This window comes from Bradyrhizobium sp. 138 (assembly GCF_023074075.1).
GTDB lineage: Bacteria > Pseudomonadota > Alphaproteobacteria > Rhizobiales > Xanthobacteraceae > Bradyrhizobium.
The window spans coordinates 1-18,398 of record NZ_JADPKT010000002.1 but is presented as its reverse complement, the minus strand read 5'-3'; the positions used below and the strand labels follow the sequence as shown (position 1 = coordinate 18,398).

Below are 18,398 nucleotides of genomic sequence, written 5' to 3'. Positions count from 1 at the left end.
ACGATGCTTGAGGTCAAGGACATCAACCTGTTCTACGGCGCTGCCCAGGCACTGCGCGGCGTCTCGATCGCGGCCGAGCCGGGCAAAGTCACTTGCGTGCTCGGACGTAACGGCGTCGGCAAGACGTCGCTGCTGCGCGCCATGGTCGGGCAGTATCCGATTTCCTCGGGTGCGATCGTGCTCGACGGCAACGACATCACCGGCCTGAAGCCCTATGAGCGAGCGCGCAAGGGCATCGGATTCGTGCCGCAGGGCCGCGAGATCTTTCCGCTGCTGACGGTCGAAGAGAATCTCAAGACCGGCTTCGGTCCGCTCAAGCGCGAGGACAAGCACATTCCGGACGACGTGTTCTCGTTGTTTCCGGTGCTGCAATCCATGCTCGGCCGGCGCGGTGGCGATCTCTCCGGTGGCCAGCAACAACAGCTCGCGATCGGCCGCGCACTGGTGATGCGGCCAAAACTGCTGCTGCTCGACGAGCCGACCGAGGGCATCCAGCCCTCGATCATCAAGGACATCGGCCGCGCCATCTCTTATTTGCGCAACCTTGGCAACATCGCCATCGTGCTGGTCGAACAATATCTCGACTTTGCCTGTGAACTCGGCGACAGTTTCGCCGTGATGGATCGCGGCGCGGTGAAGTTCACCTGCGACCGCTCCAATCTCGATCCGGGCGAGATCAGCCGCCAGATGGCGCTGTAAGGCCATTCTGCCGCGACCGGCTGGGGAGGCGGATGCGCAGCGAGTTTTCAGTTACGTCAGGGGTGTTCGAGGCCAACCGGGCCCGCGGCGCGGTGCGCTTCGACGTGCATGCGCGCGATGGCGTGACGCGTCGCGGGATCTTGCATGAATCCGGCTCGCTGCGCGTGCGTTTTCCTTCGCCGGAAGGCGAGGGGCTGTCTGGTGTGTTCGTCAACACGGCCGGCGGGGTCGCCGGTGGGGACAGTTTCGATATCGACATCACAGCGGGCCAAGGTTCGCGGCTGACATTGACGACGGCGGCGGCAGAAAAAGTCTATCGTGCGCCCGGGGCCGCGGCGCAGCTCGGTGTTGGATTGAAGGTCGATGAGGGCGCGCATCTCGCCTGGCTGCCTCAGGAGACCATCCTGTTCGACCGCGCCAAGGTTCACCGCCGCTTCGACATCGCGCTCGACGAGAACGCTTCGTTCCTGCTCTGCGACATCGTCGTGTTCGGCCGCACCGCCATGGGCGAGCGGATGGAGCAGGGTGAGTTCGTCGATTGCTGGCGGATGCATCGTGGGGGCAAGCTCGTGTTCGCCGAGACGGTCAGGCTCGACGGCGATATCGGTGCAAAACTTGGGCGATCCGCCGTTGCCAAAGGCGGCGCCGCGATCGGCACAGCCCTGATCGTCCCCGGCGACGAGGCCCTGGTCGAGCGTATCCGCGAGGCCATGGACTCATTCTCCGGCGAGGTCGGAATCTCGGCGTGGAATGGCTTTGCAATGGCGCGGTTCTGTGCCCAAGATGCGGCGCGCTTGCGCGCCGACATGATGGCTGTGCTGGCGCGCACCGGTGCGGCGCTGCCGCGGCTCTGGCTGAACTGATTGGCTGAATTGACTGGCTGAATTGACGAGTTGAACGGAAGAGATTCTGCATGAACCTGTCTCCCCGCGAAAAGGACAAGCTTCTGATCTCGATGGCGGCGATCGTGGCCCGCCGCAGGCTGGACCGCGGCGTCAAGCTCAACCATCCCGAGGCGATCGCGATCATCTCCGACTTCATCCTCGAAGGCGCCCGTGACGGCCGCACCGTCGCCGAACTGATGCAGTCCGGCGCGCAGGTCCTGACCCGCGATCAGGTGATGCCGGGAATCCCCGAGATGATCCACGACATCCAGGTCGAGGCGACGTTTCCGGATGGCACCAAGCTCGTCACCGTGCACGAGCCGATCAGGTAGGAGAAAAGCATGATCCCCGGCGAACTCTTCATCCAGGACGGCGAGATCGAGCTCAATGCCGGCCGCAAGACCGTGACGCTGACGGTGGCCAACACCGGAGACCGCCCGATCCAGGTCGGCTCGCACTATCATTTCTTCGAGACCAACCCGGCCCTGAAATTCGATCGCAAGAAAGCTCGCGGCATGCGTCTCGACATCGCCGCCGGCACCGCCGTCCGCTTTGAACCCGGCCAGACCCGCGACGTCCACCTCGTCGCCATGGCGGGGAAGAAGACGATCTACGGCTTTCGCGGCGACGTCATGGGGAAGCTGTGAGCTGGGCAGGAACGAGCATGGCGCGGCACCGTTGAGGCGGAAACGGAGGTCTTTGCCATGCTGTCACCCATTCGCCTCGTCTCCGAAGCTGCCGAGCTCGCCGCGCATCGCCACAACGGAATGGCACGCAAGGGGCGCGGCAAGGAGCCCTACATCAATCATCTCGCCGAGGTCGCGAACCTGCTGGCAACCGCGACCGATGGTGTCGACGCCGAACTGGTCGCCGCCGGCTGGCTGCACGATTGCGTCGAGGATACCGACACGACCCGCCAGGAGCTGGCGCAGCTGTTTTCCGAGCGGGTTGCTTCCCTCGTCGCGGAATGCACCGACGACATGAGCCTGCCGAAGGCCGAGCGGCGGCAGAAGCAGATCAAGGACGCTCCGCACAAATCGCCGGGCGCAAAGCTGATCAAGATCGCCGACAAGATCAGCAACACAGGGGCGCGCATTCAAACCGACCCGAGTGTCGAGGAGCGCGAGGATCTCGCCGATTACGTCGGCTGGGCTGCGCAGGTCGTTGCGGGGTGCCGCGGCGGCAATGCCTGGCTCGACGAGAGATTCGATGATGCCGTGAAAGCAGCGAAGGCCTTGCTGTGAGCCACCAAACATTCAAACGCAAACGGGGCTTGTGATGTCCGTCAAGATGAAGCGTTCCGTCTATGCCGACATGTTCGGCCCGACCACCGGCGACAAGGTGCGGCTGGCCGACACCGACCTCATCATCGAGGTCGAGAAGGACTTCACCACCTATGGCGAGGAGGTGAAGTTCGGTGGCGGCAAGGTGATCCGCGACGGCATGGGGCAGTCGCAGGTCACCAACAAGCAGGGCGCGGCCGACACTGTCATCACCAATGCGCTGATCGTCGATCACTGGGGCATCGTGAAGGCCGACGTCGCCATCAAGGACGGCATGATCGCCGGCATCGGCAAGGCCGGCAATCCCGACATCCAGCCCGGCGTGACCATCATCATCGGTCCCGGCACTGACGTGATCGCGGGCGAGGGCAAGATCCTCACCGCCGGCGGCTTCGACAGCCACATCCATTTCATCTGCCCGCAGCAGATCGAGCACGCGCTCATGAGCGGCGTCACCTCGATGCTGGGCGGCGGCACCGGCCCCTCCCACGGCACCTTCGCCACCACCTGCACGCCGGGGCCGTGGCACATGGGACGGATGATCCAGTCGTTCGACGCCTTCCCGGTCAATCTCGGCATTTCCGGCAAGGGCAACGCATCGCGCCCGGCCGCGCTGGTCGAGATGATCAAGGCCGGCGCCTGCGCGCTGAAGCTGCATGAGGATTGGGGCACGACGCCGGCGGCGATCGACAACTGCCTGTCGGTGGCCGACGCTCACGACATCCAGGTGATGATCCACACCGATACGCTGAACGAGTCCGGCTTCGTCGAGGACACGATCAAGGCGTTCAAGGGCCGCACCATCCACGCCTTCCATACTGAAGGCGCGGGCGGCGGTCACGCCCCTGACATCATCAAGGTCGCCGGCCTGAAGAACGTGCTGCCGTCCTCGACCAACCCGACGCGGCCCTTCACCCGCAACACCATCGACGAGCATCTGGACATGCTGATGGTGTGTCACCACCTCGATCCCTCGATCGCGGAAGATCTGGCCTTCGCCGAGAGCCGTATCCGGAAGGAAACCATCGCGGCCGAAGACATCCTGCACGACCTCGGTGCGCTCTCGATGATGTCCTCGGACTCCCAGGCGATGGGCCGTCTCGGCGAGGTCATCATCCGGACCTGGCAGACCGCCGACAAGATGAAGAAGCAGCGTGGCTCGCTGCCGCAGGACAAGGGCAAGGACAACGACAATTTCCGCGTCAAGCGCTACATCGCCAAGTACACGATCAACCCCGCCATTGCGCACGGCGTGTCGAAGCTGATCGGCTCGGTCGAGAAGGGCAAGCTCGCCGATCTCGTGCTGTGGTCGCCCGCTTTCTTCGGCGTCAAGCCGGACTGCATCGTCAAGGGCGGCAGCATCGTCGCCGCGCCGATGGGCGATCCGAATGCCTCGATCCCGACGCCGCAGCCGGTGCACTATCAGCCGATGTTCGGTGCCTTCGGCAAGGCGCGCACGGCATCCTCCGTGGTGTTCACCTCGAAGGCCGCGATCACTGGCGGCCTGGCGCGAAAGCTCGGCATCGACAAGAAGCTCTATGCGGTCCAGAACACCCGCGGCAAGATCTCCAAGAAGAGCATGATCCACAACGACGCCACGCCCAACATCGAGGTCGATCCGGAGACCTATGAGGTGCGCGCCGACGGCGAGCTGCTCACCTGTGCGCCTGCCGAGGTGCTGCCGATGGCGCAGCGATATTTCATGTACTGAAATAGCGCCTCAACGCATGCCCAGGAATATATCCTGGGCGCATGTCCAGGGAGGCTTTTCCGGTTTTGAGTTCGATCCCGGCTGGTCTAATGTCGCGCCCGGTATCTGAAGCCAGAAGAAAAGCCGGGAGGATTTCTCGTGATCTATGTCGTTGCCACCCTGACCATCAAGCCCGAAACGCGCGCCGAATTCATTGCTGCGGCCACCGCCTGCATCAAGGAGACCCGGAAGGAGCCCGGCAATATCGCCTATGATCTGCATGAGAGCGTCACCGATCCTGCCAAGATGGTGTTCGTCGAGCAGTGGGAGAATGCCGAGGCGCTGGTGCCGCACCGTGGCATGGAACATATGAAGACGTTCGGCCGCGTCGCGGTGAAGTGCTTCACGGCGCCGCCGAAGATCGAAGTGATCACGCCCGAGAAGGTCGAGACACGGTAACAGGGTAAATGCGAATGATCCGGGCGACGCAGGTTAGGGGACAGCACCGCTTCACGGAAGCGCCAGCGGACACGGTCGTGCTCGATTTCGACGATCGGCACCGCCGCCGCATGGCGATGACGGGGACGCGGGGGCTCGAATTCCTGCTCGACCTGGAGCATGCCGTCGCGCTACGCGGCGGCGACGCGCTGGTGCTGGAGGACGGAAGGCTGGTGGAGGTGGTCGCGGCGCCCGAGTCGCTGCTGGAGATCCGCGGCCGCGATCCGCACCATCTCATCCGCGTCGGCTGGCATCTCGGCAACCGCCATCTGCCGACCCAGATCATGGCCAAGGCCTTGCGCATCCGCCGCGACCACGTCATCGAAGCGATGGTGAAGGGGCTTGGCGCGCGCGTGATCGAGATCGAGGCGCCGTTCGATCCCGAAGGCGGCGCCTATGCCGATGCCGGCCACGCGCATGGCCACGACGACCATGCGCATCACGATCACGGCCATCACGATCACCATGATCACCACCACCATGGTCATGCCGCGCATGACCATGGTCACGACCATCACCACGACGAGCATTGCGACCACCCCGACCATCACCACGGCCACACGCATGCTCATGACCACAAATGAGCCGGTCCGTGCCGGTGGCCTCGCCGAGCGCGAGGCGGCGGCGCTGTACCGGTTGATGACCTGGTTGTCGCCGGCATTCCCGGTCGGCGGATTCTCCTACTCCAGCGGCATCGAATGGGCGGTCGAGGCCGGCGACATCACCGACACCGCGACGCTGGCCGACTGGCTCGATGCGATGCTCGGTGACGGCTCGGGCTTTTGCGATGCGACGTTCCTGGTCCACGCCTATCGCGCTACGGAGGCGGGCGAGGAGACCACTTTGAACGATATCGCCGAGCTCGCTGCCGCCTTCGTGCCGTCGCGCGAGCGGCAGCTGGAGACGAGCTCGCAGGGCCGCGCCTTCATCGACATCGCCCGCGCCGCATGGGATACCGACGGGCTGGATGCCATGGTTGCGGCATGCCGCACATCCCTGGTCTATCCGGTCGCGGTCGGAGTGGTTGCCGCTATGCACGGTGTGCCGCTGGCGCCGACGCTGCATGCCTTCCTGCATGCGCTGGTCTCGAACTGGATTTCGGCGGCCAGCCGTCTCATTCCGCTCGGCCAGACCGACAGCCAGCGCGTGCTGGTGAGGCTGGAAGCCGCTGTGGCCGCGACCGCCGATCGTGCGCTGAATGCGACATTGGACGATCTCGGCAGCGCGACCTTCCGCGCCGATCTCGCCAGCCTGCGGCACGAGACACAATACACGCGGCTGTTCCGGTCGTGACAGCGAAGCGGCCTTCAACCTCTCGAGAGCGAGCGAATACCATGTCGAAATCTCACGGCCCCCTGCGTGTCGGCGTCGGCGGCCCGGTCGGATCGGGCAAGACCGCGCTGATGGACCTGCTCTGCAAGACCATGCGCGAACGCTATGACATCGCCGCGATCACCAACGACATCTACACCAAATGGGATGCGGAGTTCCTGGTGCGTTCGGGCTCGCTTTCGGCGGACCGCATTGCCGGCGTCGAGACCGGCGGCTGCCCGCACACCGCGATCCGCGAGGATGCTTCGATGAATCTCGCTGCGGTCGCGGACATGCGCGCCAAGTTTCCCGGGCTCGATCTCGTGCTGATCGAGTCCGGCGGCGACAATCTCGCTGCCACTTTTTCCCCGGAGCTGGCCGACCTGACCATCTACGTGATCGACGTCGCCGCCGGCGACAAGATCCCGTCCAAGGGCGGCCCCGGCATCACCCGGTCCGACCTTCTGGTCATCAACAAGATCGACCTCGCCCCCCATGTCGGCGCCTCCCTGGAGAAGATGGACACGGATGCCAGGCGCATGCGCGGCGAGCGGCCTTTCGTCATGACCAACCTGAAGAAGAGCGAGGGGCTTGACCGCATCGTCGGCTTCATCGAGGCCAAAGGCGGCTTGAAACGGGCAGGCTGACGGCGCGACGACTTGGCGCACGCGTTTTTCGCCGTTAACCTTGGGGTCGAGCCGCAACTACGGAACAAATTTCGGACACGGCGATTGGTTACCTCCGGCGCCCGGGCAATCCATCCCGGCCAGACCATCGGCCGGACGGATTAAGCTTTTCAGGCGACCTACGTTGCGTACCGATGTCTCCTCCTCCATTATCTCCGCCACTGGGGTTCACCCTGTTTCGGCACGTGGCCGTTCGAACGGCGCTCATATGCTCCTTGTTTATTGCCGACCTCCTGCGTTCGCCTGAGTAGTCGCGTGGTCCGGCTGGGTTTCATCATCGGTTTCATCGCTCTGCTCGGAGCCTTGCTCTCCGGGCTTGCGGCCTATCGCGTCCACGACCAGGAGCTCGCGCTGGACCGGATCGCGCTCGCGCGTGCGATCGACGTTCATGCCAGCCTGGTCCAGGATCGGCTCACCGAGCGCGAACTGCTCGCACGCGTCGCTTCAGGCCTGTTCCGCACGCCATCCGTGATCAAGCCAAACATGCTGGAGCCGCTGCGCTCGGCCATCTACGCCTTCAAGACGGATTTCGTGGTGGCGGGCTGGATCGCCCGGCTGAAGCCAAACGAGCTTACGGCGGCGCAGGCTGCCATTGGCGGCGCCGGCTTCCCGAATCCGAAGATCCGCACCTATGACGACAAGCCGATCAATCCGGCCGAGATCACCCAGCCGATCGACGTGCTGTTGGATCTCGAACCGCGCAGCGACGAGACCAAGGCTCTGCCGGGCCGCAGTTACGATCAGGACCAGATTAGCAGCGCCATGCTGACGCGCGCCCGGATCGAGAAGAGGTCGATAGCTTCGGACCCGCTTCCGCTGCTGCATGCAAACGGGCCGATCGGCGTCATCGTGGCCGCACCCGTCATTCCCGAAGGGGCAACCGAGCCGGCCGGGTTCGTCACGTTCTCCTACGAGCTCGCCTCGCTGATGTTGACCAATGACGACATGTCGTTGTTCTCGGTCGCGCTCAGGGATCCACGCAAGGAAGGCGGTGAGCTGATCGCCAACGACCAGGGCGTGGTTTCGACGCGCAGGGCGTTGGTGGACGGACCGGCGCCGTCGGCAACCCGCACGGTGAGCTTCGGTGGCCGTGATTGGCAGCTCGGCTACTACGCGAAAACCAACTCGGTGCGTCGTGCCGAGCAGACCGCGATCATCGTGGCGGCGATCGGCTTTGCGATCACTGCGATGGTGTGCGGTCTGTTCGGCTATGTCGCCTACAACAATCTGCGGCTCAGCAGGGAAATCCAGGTCAGAATCGGCTTCGAGCGCCGGCTGACCGCGGTGATCGACGAGCTCAACCACCGGGTCAAGAACATCCTTGCGGTCATCCAGTCGATCGTGACGCGCACCTTGCGTCACGGCTCGGACATCGACGTCGCCCGCGAGCTTCTGATCGGCCGCATCCACGCCATGTCGAACGTGGTCTCCCTGCTCAGCGAGAGCCAATGGCAGGGGGTCAAGCTGAAGGGCTTGTTCGAGGCACGCGCCATTCCGCATGCCGATCGCATCGCCGTGACCGGTCCCGACATCGCCGTCAGCGCGCGCGCGGCGCAGAGCCTCTCGCTGCTGTTCTTCGAACTGGCCTCGCATTCCGACGAGGGCCTGTCGCTGGTCGGAAAGCATCCGCACATCACCGCCAGCTGGACGGTGACGGGCGATGAGCCCAGCGAGGTCTTCCATTTTCGCTGGGAGGAGCTCAACACCAGCGAGGCGACGCGCCGCCCCGATTCCGATTTCGGCCTGATCCTGCTCGATCGTGTCGCCCCCGAGGCGCTCGGTGGCACCGCCAAACGCTATTTCACCGACGTCTCCTACGTCTATGAGCTGACCGCGCCGATGGAGACGGTGGTCGACATGACCGAACGCGATCGCACGGACAAGCTCTCGGCCCCGGTGAGGCCTGTGCGATAAATGTCGTGCGGCTAAACTTTGGGCCGCAACACCAGGTCGACCAGATGGCGGGCGTAGCCAGGCGTGATCGGCGCGATGCCGAAGACGTAGCGGTAGAACAGGCCGCCGTAGATCGCGTCGTAGAGATCCTCGGCCGGCCCTTCGGCCAGGATGCTGCCGTCGTTCTGGCCTGCCGCAATCATCTCCACCAGCGCATCGCGACGGAATTGCAGATAGCGGGCGTAGAACAGCTCGGCGGAGCCGGTCTTGGAAATGCATTCGGAGATGACGGCGAGTTGAACCTTGCCGAACTCGCCCTGGAGCGCCTCGGCATAGGCCGCGGCATGGCGGCGGGCGCGCGCCGCGGGGCTGCCGGAACTCGCCGGGGGTAGCGGCAGCATCTGCGCGGCATGTTGAAGGAAGGCGTCGATCAAGAGCGCCTCGCGCGACGGCCACCATTTGTAGATCGTCATCTTGGAGACGCTGGAGTGGCGGGCGACCGCGTCGATGGTGGTGGCGGCAAGTCCGGTGGATGCCATCAGCGCGTAGGCGCTTTCGAGAATGGCGTTGCTGGTCTCGATCGATCGCGGCCGGCCGCGCCGAGGAGCGCTGCCGGCCCCGTCACTCCCGCCATTCGCCGTCACCACGCCCGGTCTCCTCGCGCAACCCGCTCCCGCTCCGGGATAGCGCAGCCGCGGCGGTCAACCTAGCGGAATCGCGCGTTAGGCCTGCTGCCGCAAGGCGGCGGGCAGATCCTGCCATTTCGACCAGGCGACGTAGGAGGCCACCGCGGTCATCGCGGCGAATCCGGCGAGGCTCACCACGACCTGCATCACCACCAGATTGGCGCTGGTGATCAGGATGAGATGGCCGGCGAAGGACAGGAACACCCCGACGCAGAACACGGCGAGCCATTCCTCACCGCATCTGATGACCGCCTGGAGCGGCTTCAGCCGCAGTCCGGGGTGATCGGCCGGAATGAGATGGGTCGCGAGGAAGGCGAGCGCGAGGAAGTGGAGCACGCGATAGGGCGCAAGATTTTCCTTCTCCGTCGGCGCGATGCTGTCGAGCAGAAGGTCCGGCAAATAGCTGGACAATGCCGGCGAATGGCGCAGCAAGGTGACGGCCATCGCGAATACGAGATAGGTCCCGGCGAGTATCCGCAGCCAGGGCATGTCGCGTAGCGCGCGCCCGGGCGCGCCTGTCACGGCGAACCAGCCTCCGAGCACCATCAGCATCTGCCAGCACAGTGGATTGAAGGTCCACTCCTGGTCCGGATAGACCCGAAAATTCCAGTCGAACCAGCGGGCGGCAAGATACAGCGCGATCGATGCCGCCAACATCAGGTTCGGCCACCGCAACAGCCCCCACAATGCGAATGGAAAAAAGGCCATCAGCGGAATCATCAACTGCAGGAGATCGAGGTTCAGCGGCTCCTCCTGCAGCACGAGGCCGCGGACCAGGATGCGCAGCGGATGATCGAGAATCCCCGAGATGTTGTATTGGTGGATGATTTCCGGCGCCATCGACTGCGAGGCGACGTAGGTGATGGTGGCGATATAGATCACGAACAGCACGACATAGGCGGCATAGAGCCGCCAGACGCGGCGAAAGATTCGCGTCGCCGCGACCACGTAGTCGCGCTCCAGCGCGATCCGGCCGTGGATGATCGCGACGCCATAACCCACAACGAACACGAACAGGTCGGCGGCGCCGCTGAAGCCGAAGTTGCGCAGCGTCAGCAGGTTGACGACGTTGTTCGGGATGTGGTCGACGAAAATCGACCAATTGGCGATGCCAAGCGTCAAATACAGCCTGGCGTCGGGCTGGAATGCGGAGAGGTTCGCCTTGACGGAAGGTTTCATTGAGTAAAATAGCTTTGGGAATCAGGGTGATGCTTTTACCGGCAACCGCCTGCCCATCCGAGTAGCGTTTGCGTGAGTGAGGGCATTCGTGCCGCCTGGCGAAAAATGCGCGGCGTCGCCTGTGTCAGGACTGCGGGAGATGGTCGCAGAACTTATGACGAATTATCTAACCCGATCGGACGGTTATTCGGCCGGCTCGGCCGATACCTCGTCAGACACGCCGGCGCGGCTCGCCATGATGCCGAGGGCGACGCCGCCGATCGCCAGGATCGGCAGCAGCCGCTTGACGCCGATGGCACGAACGATCTGCAGTCCGGTGGCGAGCAGCACGGGGTCCGCGAGCATGCTTTGCGCTGCCGACTTCGCGGCCCGCTCGGCCGCGATCTGGGCTTGCTTGCGCAACTCCCGCTTGTAGGCCCAATAGCTCACTGCTGCGGCCAGGGTCAGCAGAAAGAAGACGCCGGCACCCGCGAGGCAGGCCTGCACTGGACCATACGCATTCAGCACCGAGATGAACGCCGCCGCGCAGAGGAAGCAGGTGGTGATGAACAGCGCGAACGCCGCGCCTGCCGCCAGGGAGGTCAGCCGCACAGTCGTGCCGGTGGATGCACTGATCCTGTCGATGATGCGCTGAAACATGGCCTTGCTCCTCAAATCCCCACAAGCCGAGTGGCCCACAAGCCGGCATCGGCGGCGCGGCGACGCCGCCGTCTCAATATCCGTTCGCGCTGCCTACCGGCGCCAGGCGACACCGATCAGGAAGCCGATGCCGAGCGCGAGCCCGACGGTCGCGAGCGGCCGCTGTGTGATCGCGTCTTCGAGCGTCTCCTCGATCGATCCATAGGCCTCCTGGGCCGCGCCCATCATTGCGCTGCTGCGCTCCGACATGTCGTCGATCGCGGTATCCATGTTCTCGCGCGCCTGGCGATAGCCGCGGCGGGCCTGCTTGCTGGTGGAATTGGCAAAGGTGTTGAGCGCGTCGGTGATCTGGTCGGTGAGGGCGGCGATATCGCTTTTCACGGCTGCTACATCCTTCTCGAGGCGTTCTCTGGTGGCTTTGTCGGTCCAGTCTCTCATCCCGGCTTCGGCATTGGTCGTGGACATCAGGAGCTCCGAACTGTTGACGGCTGAGATAGCCGGAGAACGTTTCGTCATCGGGGAAGTTCCGATCGCGGAAACCGCGTCACGCCTGCGGCAGTTGCGGCGAATCCGCCGGCAACAGATGCTCCTTGAGGATCAGGGCCACGATCAGCAGTGGCGACGACAAGAAGGCGCCCATCGGGCCCCACATCCAGGTCCAGAATGCCAGCGCAAGCAGCACCGCAAGTGCGTTCAGCGCCAGCCGCCGGCCGATGATGGTCGGGGTGATGAAATGTCCTTCCAGGAAGGTCAGGCCGCCGAAGGCGAGCGCGGCCATGAGGCCGCCGCTGATGGTCGGGAAGGCGACCAGCCCCACCACGACCAGCACCACGAACATCGCGACCGGCCCAATGATCGGGATATAATTGAGCGTTGCCGCCAGCGCGCCGAGCCCGGCCGGATTGGGCATGCCGGTGAGGGCGCAGATGAAGCCGGTAGCGACGCCGACGCCGACATTGATGAGGGTAACGGTCAGGAGATAGCTGCCGAGATGGACCTCGATCTCGTTGAGGATCCGGAGCGTACGCAGCCGCGCGTCATGATCGCTGAAAGTCATGATCACCGCCCGCCGCAGGTCGCGCCAGCTTGCGATGAACAGAATGAGGGTGACGAAGAACAGCACGAATTCAGTAAAGGTCGGCGACAGGAACTCCAGCGTCGGCTGCACCCATTCGATCTTGGGGAGCTGGAAGCTCGGGAATTCCTCCGAGCCGCCGACCATGCCTTGCAGCTCACGCCACAGCGCCAGCGGCCGATCGAACACGTGCAGCTTGACTTTCAGCTGCGCGCCGAGCTCCGGCAGGCGCGTGCTCCATTCTATGGCGGGCGAGGCGATGAGCGCCACGACGAAGGCGACCACGGCTGTCCCCACGACGACGATCAGGACGGCGGCGAGCGCACGCGGGACCTTGCATCGTTCGAGGAAGCCCGCCGCCGGCGACAGCATCGTGCCGATGACGAAGGCCATCACCACGGGCAGGAAGAACGCTCTCCCGACATAGAGCACGGCGACAACTGCAATCAGGAGCAAGCCTGCGAGCGCGAAGGCGACAAACTCGGTACGGCGGATGACCGGCGGTAACTCACTATGGCTGTCGGGAAGCGGCTCACCTTCGCTGTTGTCGGGGATCAGACGTTCGCCGGGAAGGACGCGCACAATCTCTCTCCCGCACGGAATCCTCGATCCGCGCGCCATTGACGACTGATAATGCGCGAGCCTGGCTGCGGTTCCATCGCGGCTTCGTGAACGCGTGCTCGCTTGACTGTGACAAGGCTGCTGCGCACCGCACCGGAACTTGAATCGTGCCTGCGGCGTTCATTGGCAAGCGCATCACCCTGATGCACGCATCCAACGGGGCAGCACATGACAAAGTACTCTGCAGTCCGTCGCAGCTTTTCGCCGCGCGCCGTCATCGCATTTGCCTTCGCAACCGCTATGGCCACGGTGCCCTTCGGCAGCGCGAGCGGGCAAACCCTGGGTTATGCGCCGATGCAGCCACAGGCGTACCCGCAGTATCAGGATGACCCGCGGGGCACCATGAACGAGGCGCCGCAGGCGGATGATGAAGATGCCCAGTTGCCCGATCGCCTGCGCAAGCAGATCGTCGGCTTCGACCGCGGCGAGCCGGCCGGCACCATCGTGATCGATACCAACAACACCTATCTCTACTACGTGCTCGGCAACGGCCGTGCGATCCGCTATGGCGTCGGCGTCGGCCGCGAAGGCTTCACCTGGTCCGGCATGCAGAGCGTCAGCCGCAAGGCGGAGTGGCCGGACTGGCATCCGCCGGCCGAGATGATCGCCCGTCAGCCCTATCTGCCGCGCTTCGTCGCCGGCGGCCCCGGCAACCCGCTCGGCGCGCGTGCGATGTATCTCGGCTCAAGCGCATACCGCATCCACGGCACCAACGATCCCTCCACGATCGGCAAGTTCGTCTCCTCCGGCTGCATCCGCATGACCAATGAGGACGTCATTGACCTGTTTGGCCGCGTCAATGTCGGTGCCAAGGTCGTGGTGCTGCCAAAGAACGCGCCGCTGATGGCTAGGGGCGGCGACCCCGTGCGCAAGCGCCCGGCCGTGACGGCAATGCCTTCGGGGCGGCAGGCGCTGAACATTTCGGCGTCGTCGGTGAACTAGGCGTTCAGTGAGGTCACATGAATAAGCGCTCGATCCACAAACTGGCCGTTGGCGTGGCGGCAATGCTCGCTGTTGCTTCCTTCGGTCTTGCGCTGACGACGTCGGCGCATGCGGAGGATTTCTTCTCGGCGCTGTTCGGCGCGTTTGGGGCGCGACCTCCGCAAATCCGGGCGCCGTTTCCCAATGACGACATGTTGCGTTACGACGTGCCGCGCCAGCGGGCCGCCTATGGCGGGGGCACGGCCTATTGCGTGCGCGGCTGCGATGGCCGCTACTTCCCGGCGCAAGGCAGTGATGCCGAGAGCAAGGCGCAATCCTGCAAGAGCTTCTGTCCGGCTTCCGAGACGTCGCTGGTCTATGGCAGCAATATCGACGACGCCACGACAGAGAATGGAAAGTCCTATTCCGAGCTGCCGAATGCCTTCCGTTATCGCAACGAGATCGTCGCGGGCTGCACCTGCAACGGCAAGGATCCGGCCGGGCTCGCGCAGGTCAAGGTCGAGGACGATCCCACCTTGCGCAAGGGTGACATCGTCGCCGGCGCCGACGGCCTCGTGGTCGCCAGCCGCAATGCCAACGATCGCCGCGGCGTCGCGATGAACTTTTCGCCGCTACCGGACTCGGTGCGCGCCAAGTTCCGCCAAGTGCCGGTGGTGGCGAAGGAGTAGGGGCAACCCTGCGAACGTAGGGACGACAGTGAGCGCGCAGCGCCTGGCCGGCCCCACGCCGCGCGGATCTTGCCCAGGAAGTCGCTGACCTGATGGCCGAGCTGGCGGCTCTGGGTCTCCAGCGTCTCGGAGGCCTGTTTGACGTTCTCCGCGGCACCGGCGGCGGTGTCGGCGTCGGCCTTCACGCCGGTGATGTTGTCCGAGACGTTCTTGGTGCCTTGCGCTGCATATTGCGTGCTGCGGGTGATCTCCTGGGTCGCAGCGCCCTGTTCCTGCACGGCGGCGGCAATCGCGGTGGCAACTTCGTTGACCTCGCCGATGATGCCGCCGATCGCCTCTGTCTCCGCATAAAACGAAGTCTTTTCAATGGGTTGCCGTGATGGAACCAGGGCGGGCGACCGGCGTTAGGATCTCATCGGAATTTGCCTGAAGGGGGCTCAGCAATGCTGGTCGGCGTACTCGTCACCTTTCTCGTCGTCATTCTCGTGCTTTATCTCATCAACATGCTACCGATGGATGGCCGCGCCAAGCAGATCGCGCGCGTGATCGTCATCATCATCGGCGTGGTGTCGCTGCTGAAATACCTGACGGTGTTCTAGCGGGCTACGAGCCACCTACAAAAGCCCCGGCCTGAGCCGGGGCTTCGTTCGTGCTGCGCTAGTGCAGCGATTTGAGCCAGTCGTCGACGTCCTGGCGAACCTGGTCCTTGGCCTTGCCGTAGCGTTCCTGGAGCCGGCCCTCGAGCTGCTCGCGGCGTCCCTCGATCAGCTTGAGGTCGTCGTCAGTGAGCTTGCCCCATTTCTCCTTGGCCGATCCCCTGAACTGCTTCCAGTTTCCTTCGATCCGATTCCAGTCCATGACCATCTCCCGTTGGTTGATGGCGGGACAACGCGAGCGCCGCGCAGCCTGTTCCGCCGCACGCCGCGACGTTTCGCCCAACAAAAAAGCCCCGGGCGTGAGCCGGGGCTTTTGAAGTTCATCTAATTGGCCACCTGTCAGCCAGCCGCCTTCGCCTCGCGGCGGCGCGCGGTGAGGATGTATTCGGTGTAGCCGTTCGGCTGCTCGCGCCCCCTAAAGATGAGATCGCAAGCGGCTTTGAAGGCGACGCCGTCGAAGGCGGGCGCCATCGGCTTGTAGATCGCATCGCCGGCATTCTGCTTGTCGACCACGATCGCCATGCGCTTCAGCGATTCCATCACCTGCGCCTCGGTGATCACGCCCTGGTGCAGCCAGTTGGCGAGATGCTGGCTGGAGATGCGCAATGTCGCGCGGTCTTCCATCAGGCCGACATCGTGGATGTCGGGCACCTTGGAGCAGCCGACGCCCTGGTCGATCCAGCGCACGACATAGCCCAAAATGCCCTGGCAGTTGTTGTCGATCTCCTGCTTGACGTCATCGGGCGCCCAGTTCGACTTCGACACCGGAATGGTGAGGATGTCCGAGAGCTTGGCGCGCGGGCCGCCCTTGGTCAGCTCCTCTTGACGCGCGATCACGTTGATCTGGTGGTAGTGCAGCGCGTGCAGCGTTGCGGCGGTCGGCGAGGGCACCCAGGCGGTGGTGGCGCCGGCCTGCGGATGGCCGAGCTTCTGCGCAAGCATGTCCGCCATCTTGTCGGGCGCCGCCCACATGCCCTTGCCGACCTGGGCATGGCCGGGCAGGCCGCAGGTCAGGCCCATGTCGACGTTCCAGTCCTCATAGGACTTGATCCAGGCCTGCGCCTTCATCTCGTTCTTGCGGATCATCGGGCCCGCTTCCATCGAGGTGTGGATCTCGTCGCCGGTGCGATCGAGGAAGCCGGTGTTGATGAACATGATGCGCTTGGAAGCGCGCTGGATGCAGGCCTTGAGGTTGACGGTGGTGCGTCGCTCCTCGTCCATGATGCCGACCTTGAGCGTGTTCTCGGGCAGGCCCAGCATCTTCTCGACGCGATCAAAAATCTCGCAGGTCAGCGACACCTCGTCGGGGCCGTGCATCTTCGGCTTGACGATATAGGCCGATCCAGTGCGGCTGTTCTTGACCTTGGAATTGCCCTTGAGGTCGTGAATGGCGAGCAGGCCGGAGACGGCGGCGTCGAGCAGGCCCTCGGGGACCTCTTCGCCCTTCTCGTCGAGCACGGCGTCGGTGAACATGTGGTGACCGCAATTGCGCATCAGGAGCAGGCTGCGGCCGTGCAGCGTCACCTCGCCTTTGCCGTCTGGCGTCTTGTAGCTGCGGTCGGCGTTGAGCGCACGCGTCAGCGTCTTGCCGCCCTTCTCGAAATCGGCCGACAGCGTGCCGTTCATCAGGCCGAGCGTGTTGCGGTAGACCAGCACCTTGTCTTCGGCATCGACCGCGGCGACCGAGTCCTCCATGTCGAGAATGGTGGAGACCGCGGACTCCATGATCATATCGGCGACGCCGGCGGGATCGTCCTTGCCGATCGCGCTGCTGCGGTCGATCTTCACCTCGACATGCAGGCCGTTATTGGCGAGCAGCACCGCATTCGGTGCGGCCGCATCGCCCTGGAAGCCCGCGAACTGCGCGGCGTTCTTCAGTGCAGTGGCGTTGCCGCTCTTCAGCTTCACCGCGAGCTGGCCCGCGACGACGCTGTAGGCGGTGACGTCGGTGTGGCTGCCGGTTGCCAGCGGCACGGCGGTATCGAGGAACGCCTTGGCCTTGGCGATCACCTTGTCGCCGCGCGCCTTGTTGTAGCCCTTGCCGCTCTCGGACGGATCGTGCGCAATCGCGTCGGTGCCGTAGAAGGCGTCATAGAGCGAGCCCCAGCGCGCATTCGCCGCGTTCAGCGCATAGCGCGCATTGGTGAGCGGCACGACGAGCTGCGGGCCGCAGATCTTACCGATTTCGTCGTCGACATTGGCGGTCTCGACCTTCTGCGTCGCCGGCTCCGGGACGAGATAGCCGATCTCCTTGAGGAAGGCGGTATAGGCATTGAGGTCGAACGCCTTGCCCTTGTTGGCGCGGTGCCAGTCGTCGATCTTGGCCTGCAGCGTGTCGCGGAATGCGAGCAACGACCGGTTCTTCGGGCCCAGCTCCTTGATGATGGCGGCAAGCCCGGCCCAGAACGCATCCGGCGCGATCCCCGTTTTCGGGGCCGCTTCCTTGGCGATGAAATCGAACAGGACGGGAGCGATCTTCAATCCGTGGACGTCGACGCGTTTCATGATGGGCTTTCTCGTTGGAAATGGCTGTTTTTGGCTGCTTTTGACCCGACAGCAGCAAAATGCGCCCCTTGGGGCGACCTTCGGGGGCCTATTAGCCCCAAAAAAGAGGCGGTGAGAAGACCCTGAAGGGTTTGTCAAAATGTCAAGAAGAGGTCGGGGAGGCGCGCAGGTCTATCGCCCGAAAATGGAGCATATGCTGCTGCGAACACCAATCTATCACCGTCACCCTGAGGTGGCCGCTTCTTCAGCGGCCCTCGAAGGGCGACGGTCCGGCTGGTGGCTAGCAGTGGGGCCGTGCATCCTTCGAGGCTCCCCATACGCCGCTCCGTGCCGCATGGCTCGCGCCTCAGATCCTATGGGGCGGCGGGTGGTCAAGAGGTTAGAATTGGATTGCCAACCACCCAGCCTCGGAGGACCAAGATGATCAAGCTCGATCGCACTGACGCACCCGCCGCTGCAGAGTATGCCACAGTCTATCTGGCT

The 18,398-nt window shown here is 64.2% G+C and carries 21 protein-coding genes and 1 pseudogene; 14 read left to right on the top strand and 8 right to left on the bottom strand.

The features are described from left to right. Positions 1-3 precede the first annotated feature (3 nt). The 11 genes from urtE (at position 4) to IVA79_RS00330 (ending at position 8,965) form a co-directional block, all read left to right on the top strand. A complete protein-coding gene (gene urtE, locus IVA79_RS00380) occupies positions 4-699 on the top strand; it encodes an urea ABC transporter ATP-binding subunit UrtE (protein ID WP_247549426.1) in 696 nt (231 codons plus the stop codon). A 32-nt stretch (positions 700-731) separates the two neighbouring features. Continuing rightward, the gene (locus IVA79_RS00375) at positions 732-1,562 is read left to right on the top strand and encodes an urease accessory protein UreD (protein WP_247549424.1); all 831 of its coding nucleotides are present in this window, start codon (positions 732-734) and stop codon (positions 1,560-1,562) included. A gap of 50 nt (positions 1,563-1,612) precedes the next feature. Next, positions 1,613-1,915, top strand: coding sequence for an urease subunit gamma (locus IVA79_RS00370; RefSeq protein ID WP_007605424.1), 303 nt, complete (start codon positions 1,613-1,615; stop codon positions 1,913-1,915). A gap of 9 nt (positions 1,916-1,924) precedes the next feature. After that, a complete protein-coding gene (locus IVA79_RS00365; RefSeq protein WP_247549422.1) occupies positions 1,925-2,230 on the top strand; it encodes an urease subunit beta in 306 nt (101 codons plus the stop codon). Between the two features lie 57 nt (positions 2,231-2,287). Continuing rightward, entirely contained in the window at positions 2,288-2,827 is a 540-nt protein-coding gene (locus IVA79_RS00360; protein WP_247549419.1) for an HD domain-containing protein, read from the top strand. Between the two features lie 34 nt (positions 2,828-2,861). Beyond that, positions 2,862-4,577, top strand: coding sequence for an urease subunit alpha (gene ureC, locus IVA79_RS00355; RefSeq protein WP_247549418.1), 1,716 nt, complete (start codon positions 2,862-2,864; stop codon positions 4,575-4,577). 138 nt (positions 4,578-4,715) lie between these two features. After that, positions 4,716-5,015: a putative quinol monooxygenase gene (locus IVA79_RS00350; protein WP_018318764.1), complete on the top strand. Its 300-nt coding sequence runs from the start codon at positions 4,716-4,718 to the stop codon at positions 5,013-5,015. 14 nt (positions 5,016-5,029) lie between these two features. Then, the gene (locus tag IVA79_RS00345; protein ID WP_247549416.1) at positions 5,030-5,638 is read left to right on the top strand and encodes an urease accessory protein UreE; all 609 of its coding nucleotides are present in this window, start codon (positions 5,030-5,032) and stop codon (positions 5,636-5,638) included. After that, positions 5,619-6,347: an urease accessory protein UreF gene (locus IVA79_RS00340; protein ID WP_247549662.1), complete on the top strand. Its 729-nt coding sequence runs from the start codon at positions 5,619-5,621 to the stop codon at positions 6,345-6,347. The genes IVA79_RS00345 and IVA79_RS00340 overlap by 20 nt, the downstream gene beginning before the upstream one ends. A 41-nt stretch (positions 6,348-6,388) precedes the next feature. Continuing rightward, positions 6,389-7,012 (top strand): urease accessory protein UreG, encoded by a 624-nt coding sequence (gene ureG, locus IVA79_RS00335; protein ID WP_247549414.1) that lies wholly within the window; start codon positions 6,389-6,391, stop codon positions 7,010-7,012. Positions 7,013-7,306: 294 nt separating this feature from the next. Then, positions 7,307-8,965, top strand: coding sequence for an HWE histidine kinase domain-containing protein (locus IVA79_RS00330; RefSeq protein WP_247549412.1), 1,659 nt, complete (start codon positions 7,307-7,309; stop codon positions 8,963-8,965). Positions 8,966-8,976: 11 nt separating this feature from the next. Here the strand turns inward: IVA79_RS00330 and IVA79_RS00325 are convergent, their stop codons facing one another. The 5 genes from IVA79_RS00325 to IVA79_RS00305 form a co-directional block, all read right to left on the bottom strand. Beyond that, positions 8,977-9,591, bottom strand: a complete 615-nt coding sequence (locus IVA79_RS00325) for a TetR/AcrR family transcriptional regulator (RefSeq protein ID WP_247549411.1) — start codon at positions 9,589-9,591, stop codon at positions 8,977-8,979. Between the two features lie 75 nt (positions 9,592-9,666). Then, on the bottom strand, positions 9,667-10,809 hold the full coding sequence (locus IVA79_RS00320) for an OpgC domain-containing protein (protein WP_247549408.1): 1,143 nt from the start codon (positions 10,807-10,809) through the stop codon (positions 9,667-9,669). Positions 10,810-10,992: 183 nt separating this feature from the next. Next, positions 10,993-11,448: a hypothetical protein gene (locus IVA79_RS00315; RefSeq protein ID WP_247549406.1), complete on the bottom strand. Its 456-nt coding sequence runs from the start codon at positions 11,446-11,448 to the stop codon at positions 10,993-10,995. 93 nt (positions 11,449-11,541) lie between these two features. Next, a complete protein-coding gene (locus tag IVA79_RS00310; protein WP_247549404.1) occupies positions 11,542-11,913 on the bottom strand; it encodes a DUF883 family protein in 372 nt (123 codons plus the stop codon). A gap of 79 nt (positions 11,914-11,992) precedes the next feature. After that, complete coding sequence (locus tag IVA79_RS00305; RefSeq protein ID WP_247549402.1) at positions 11,993-13,105, bottom strand: AI-2E family transporter; 1,113 nt, start codon at positions 13,103-13,105, stop codon at positions 11,993-11,995. A gap of 207 nt (positions 13,106-13,312) precedes the next feature. Between IVA79_RS00305 and IVA79_RS00300 the strand changes: the two genes are divergently transcribed. Together IVA79_RS00300 and IVA79_RS00295 are read left to right on the top strand one after the other, a co-directional pair. Continuing rightward, the gene (locus IVA79_RS00300; RefSeq protein WP_247549400.1) at positions 13,313-14,086 is read left to right on the top strand and encodes a L,D-transpeptidase; all 774 of its coding nucleotides are present in this window, start codon (positions 13,313-13,315) and stop codon (positions 14,084-14,086) included. 17 nt (positions 14,087-14,103) lie between these two features. Next, a complete protein-coding gene (locus IVA79_RS00295; protein ID WP_247549399.1) occupies positions 14,104-14,754 on the top strand; it encodes a DUF2865 domain-containing protein in 651 nt (216 codons plus the stop codon). A gap of 56 nt (positions 14,755-14,810) precedes the next feature. On the opposite strand, the pseudogene IVA79_RS00290 reads toward IVA79_RS00295, so the two are convergent. Next, positions 14,811-15,086: pseudogene (locus tag IVA79_RS00290) on the bottom strand (methyl-accepting chemotaxis protein); the annotation flags it as partial. A 111-nt stretch (positions 15,087-15,197) separates the two neighbouring features. On the opposite strand from IVA79_RS00290, the gene IVA79_RS00285 reads away from it, so the two are divergent. Then, positions 15,198-15,353, top strand: coding sequence for a Thivi_2564 family membrane protein (locus IVA79_RS00285; protein WP_042335954.1), 156 nt, complete (start codon positions 15,198-15,200; stop codon positions 15,351-15,353). A gap of 58 nt (positions 15,354-15,411) precedes the next feature. Here the strand turns inward: IVA79_RS00285 and IVA79_RS00280 are convergent, their stop codons facing one another. Further along, positions 15,412-15,612 carry a CsbD family protein gene (locus IVA79_RS00280; protein WP_247549398.1) on the bottom strand — a complete coding sequence of 67 codons (201 nt, stop codon included), beginning with the start codon at positions 15,610-15,612 and terminating at the stop codon, positions 15,412-15,414. Positions 15,613-15,749: 137 nt separating this feature from the next. Beyond that, complete coding sequence (locus IVA79_RS00275; protein ID WP_247549396.1) at positions 15,750-17,915, bottom strand: malate synthase G; 2,166 nt, start codon at positions 17,913-17,915, stop codon at positions 15,750-15,752. Positions 17,916-18,398 lie beyond the last annotated feature (483 nt).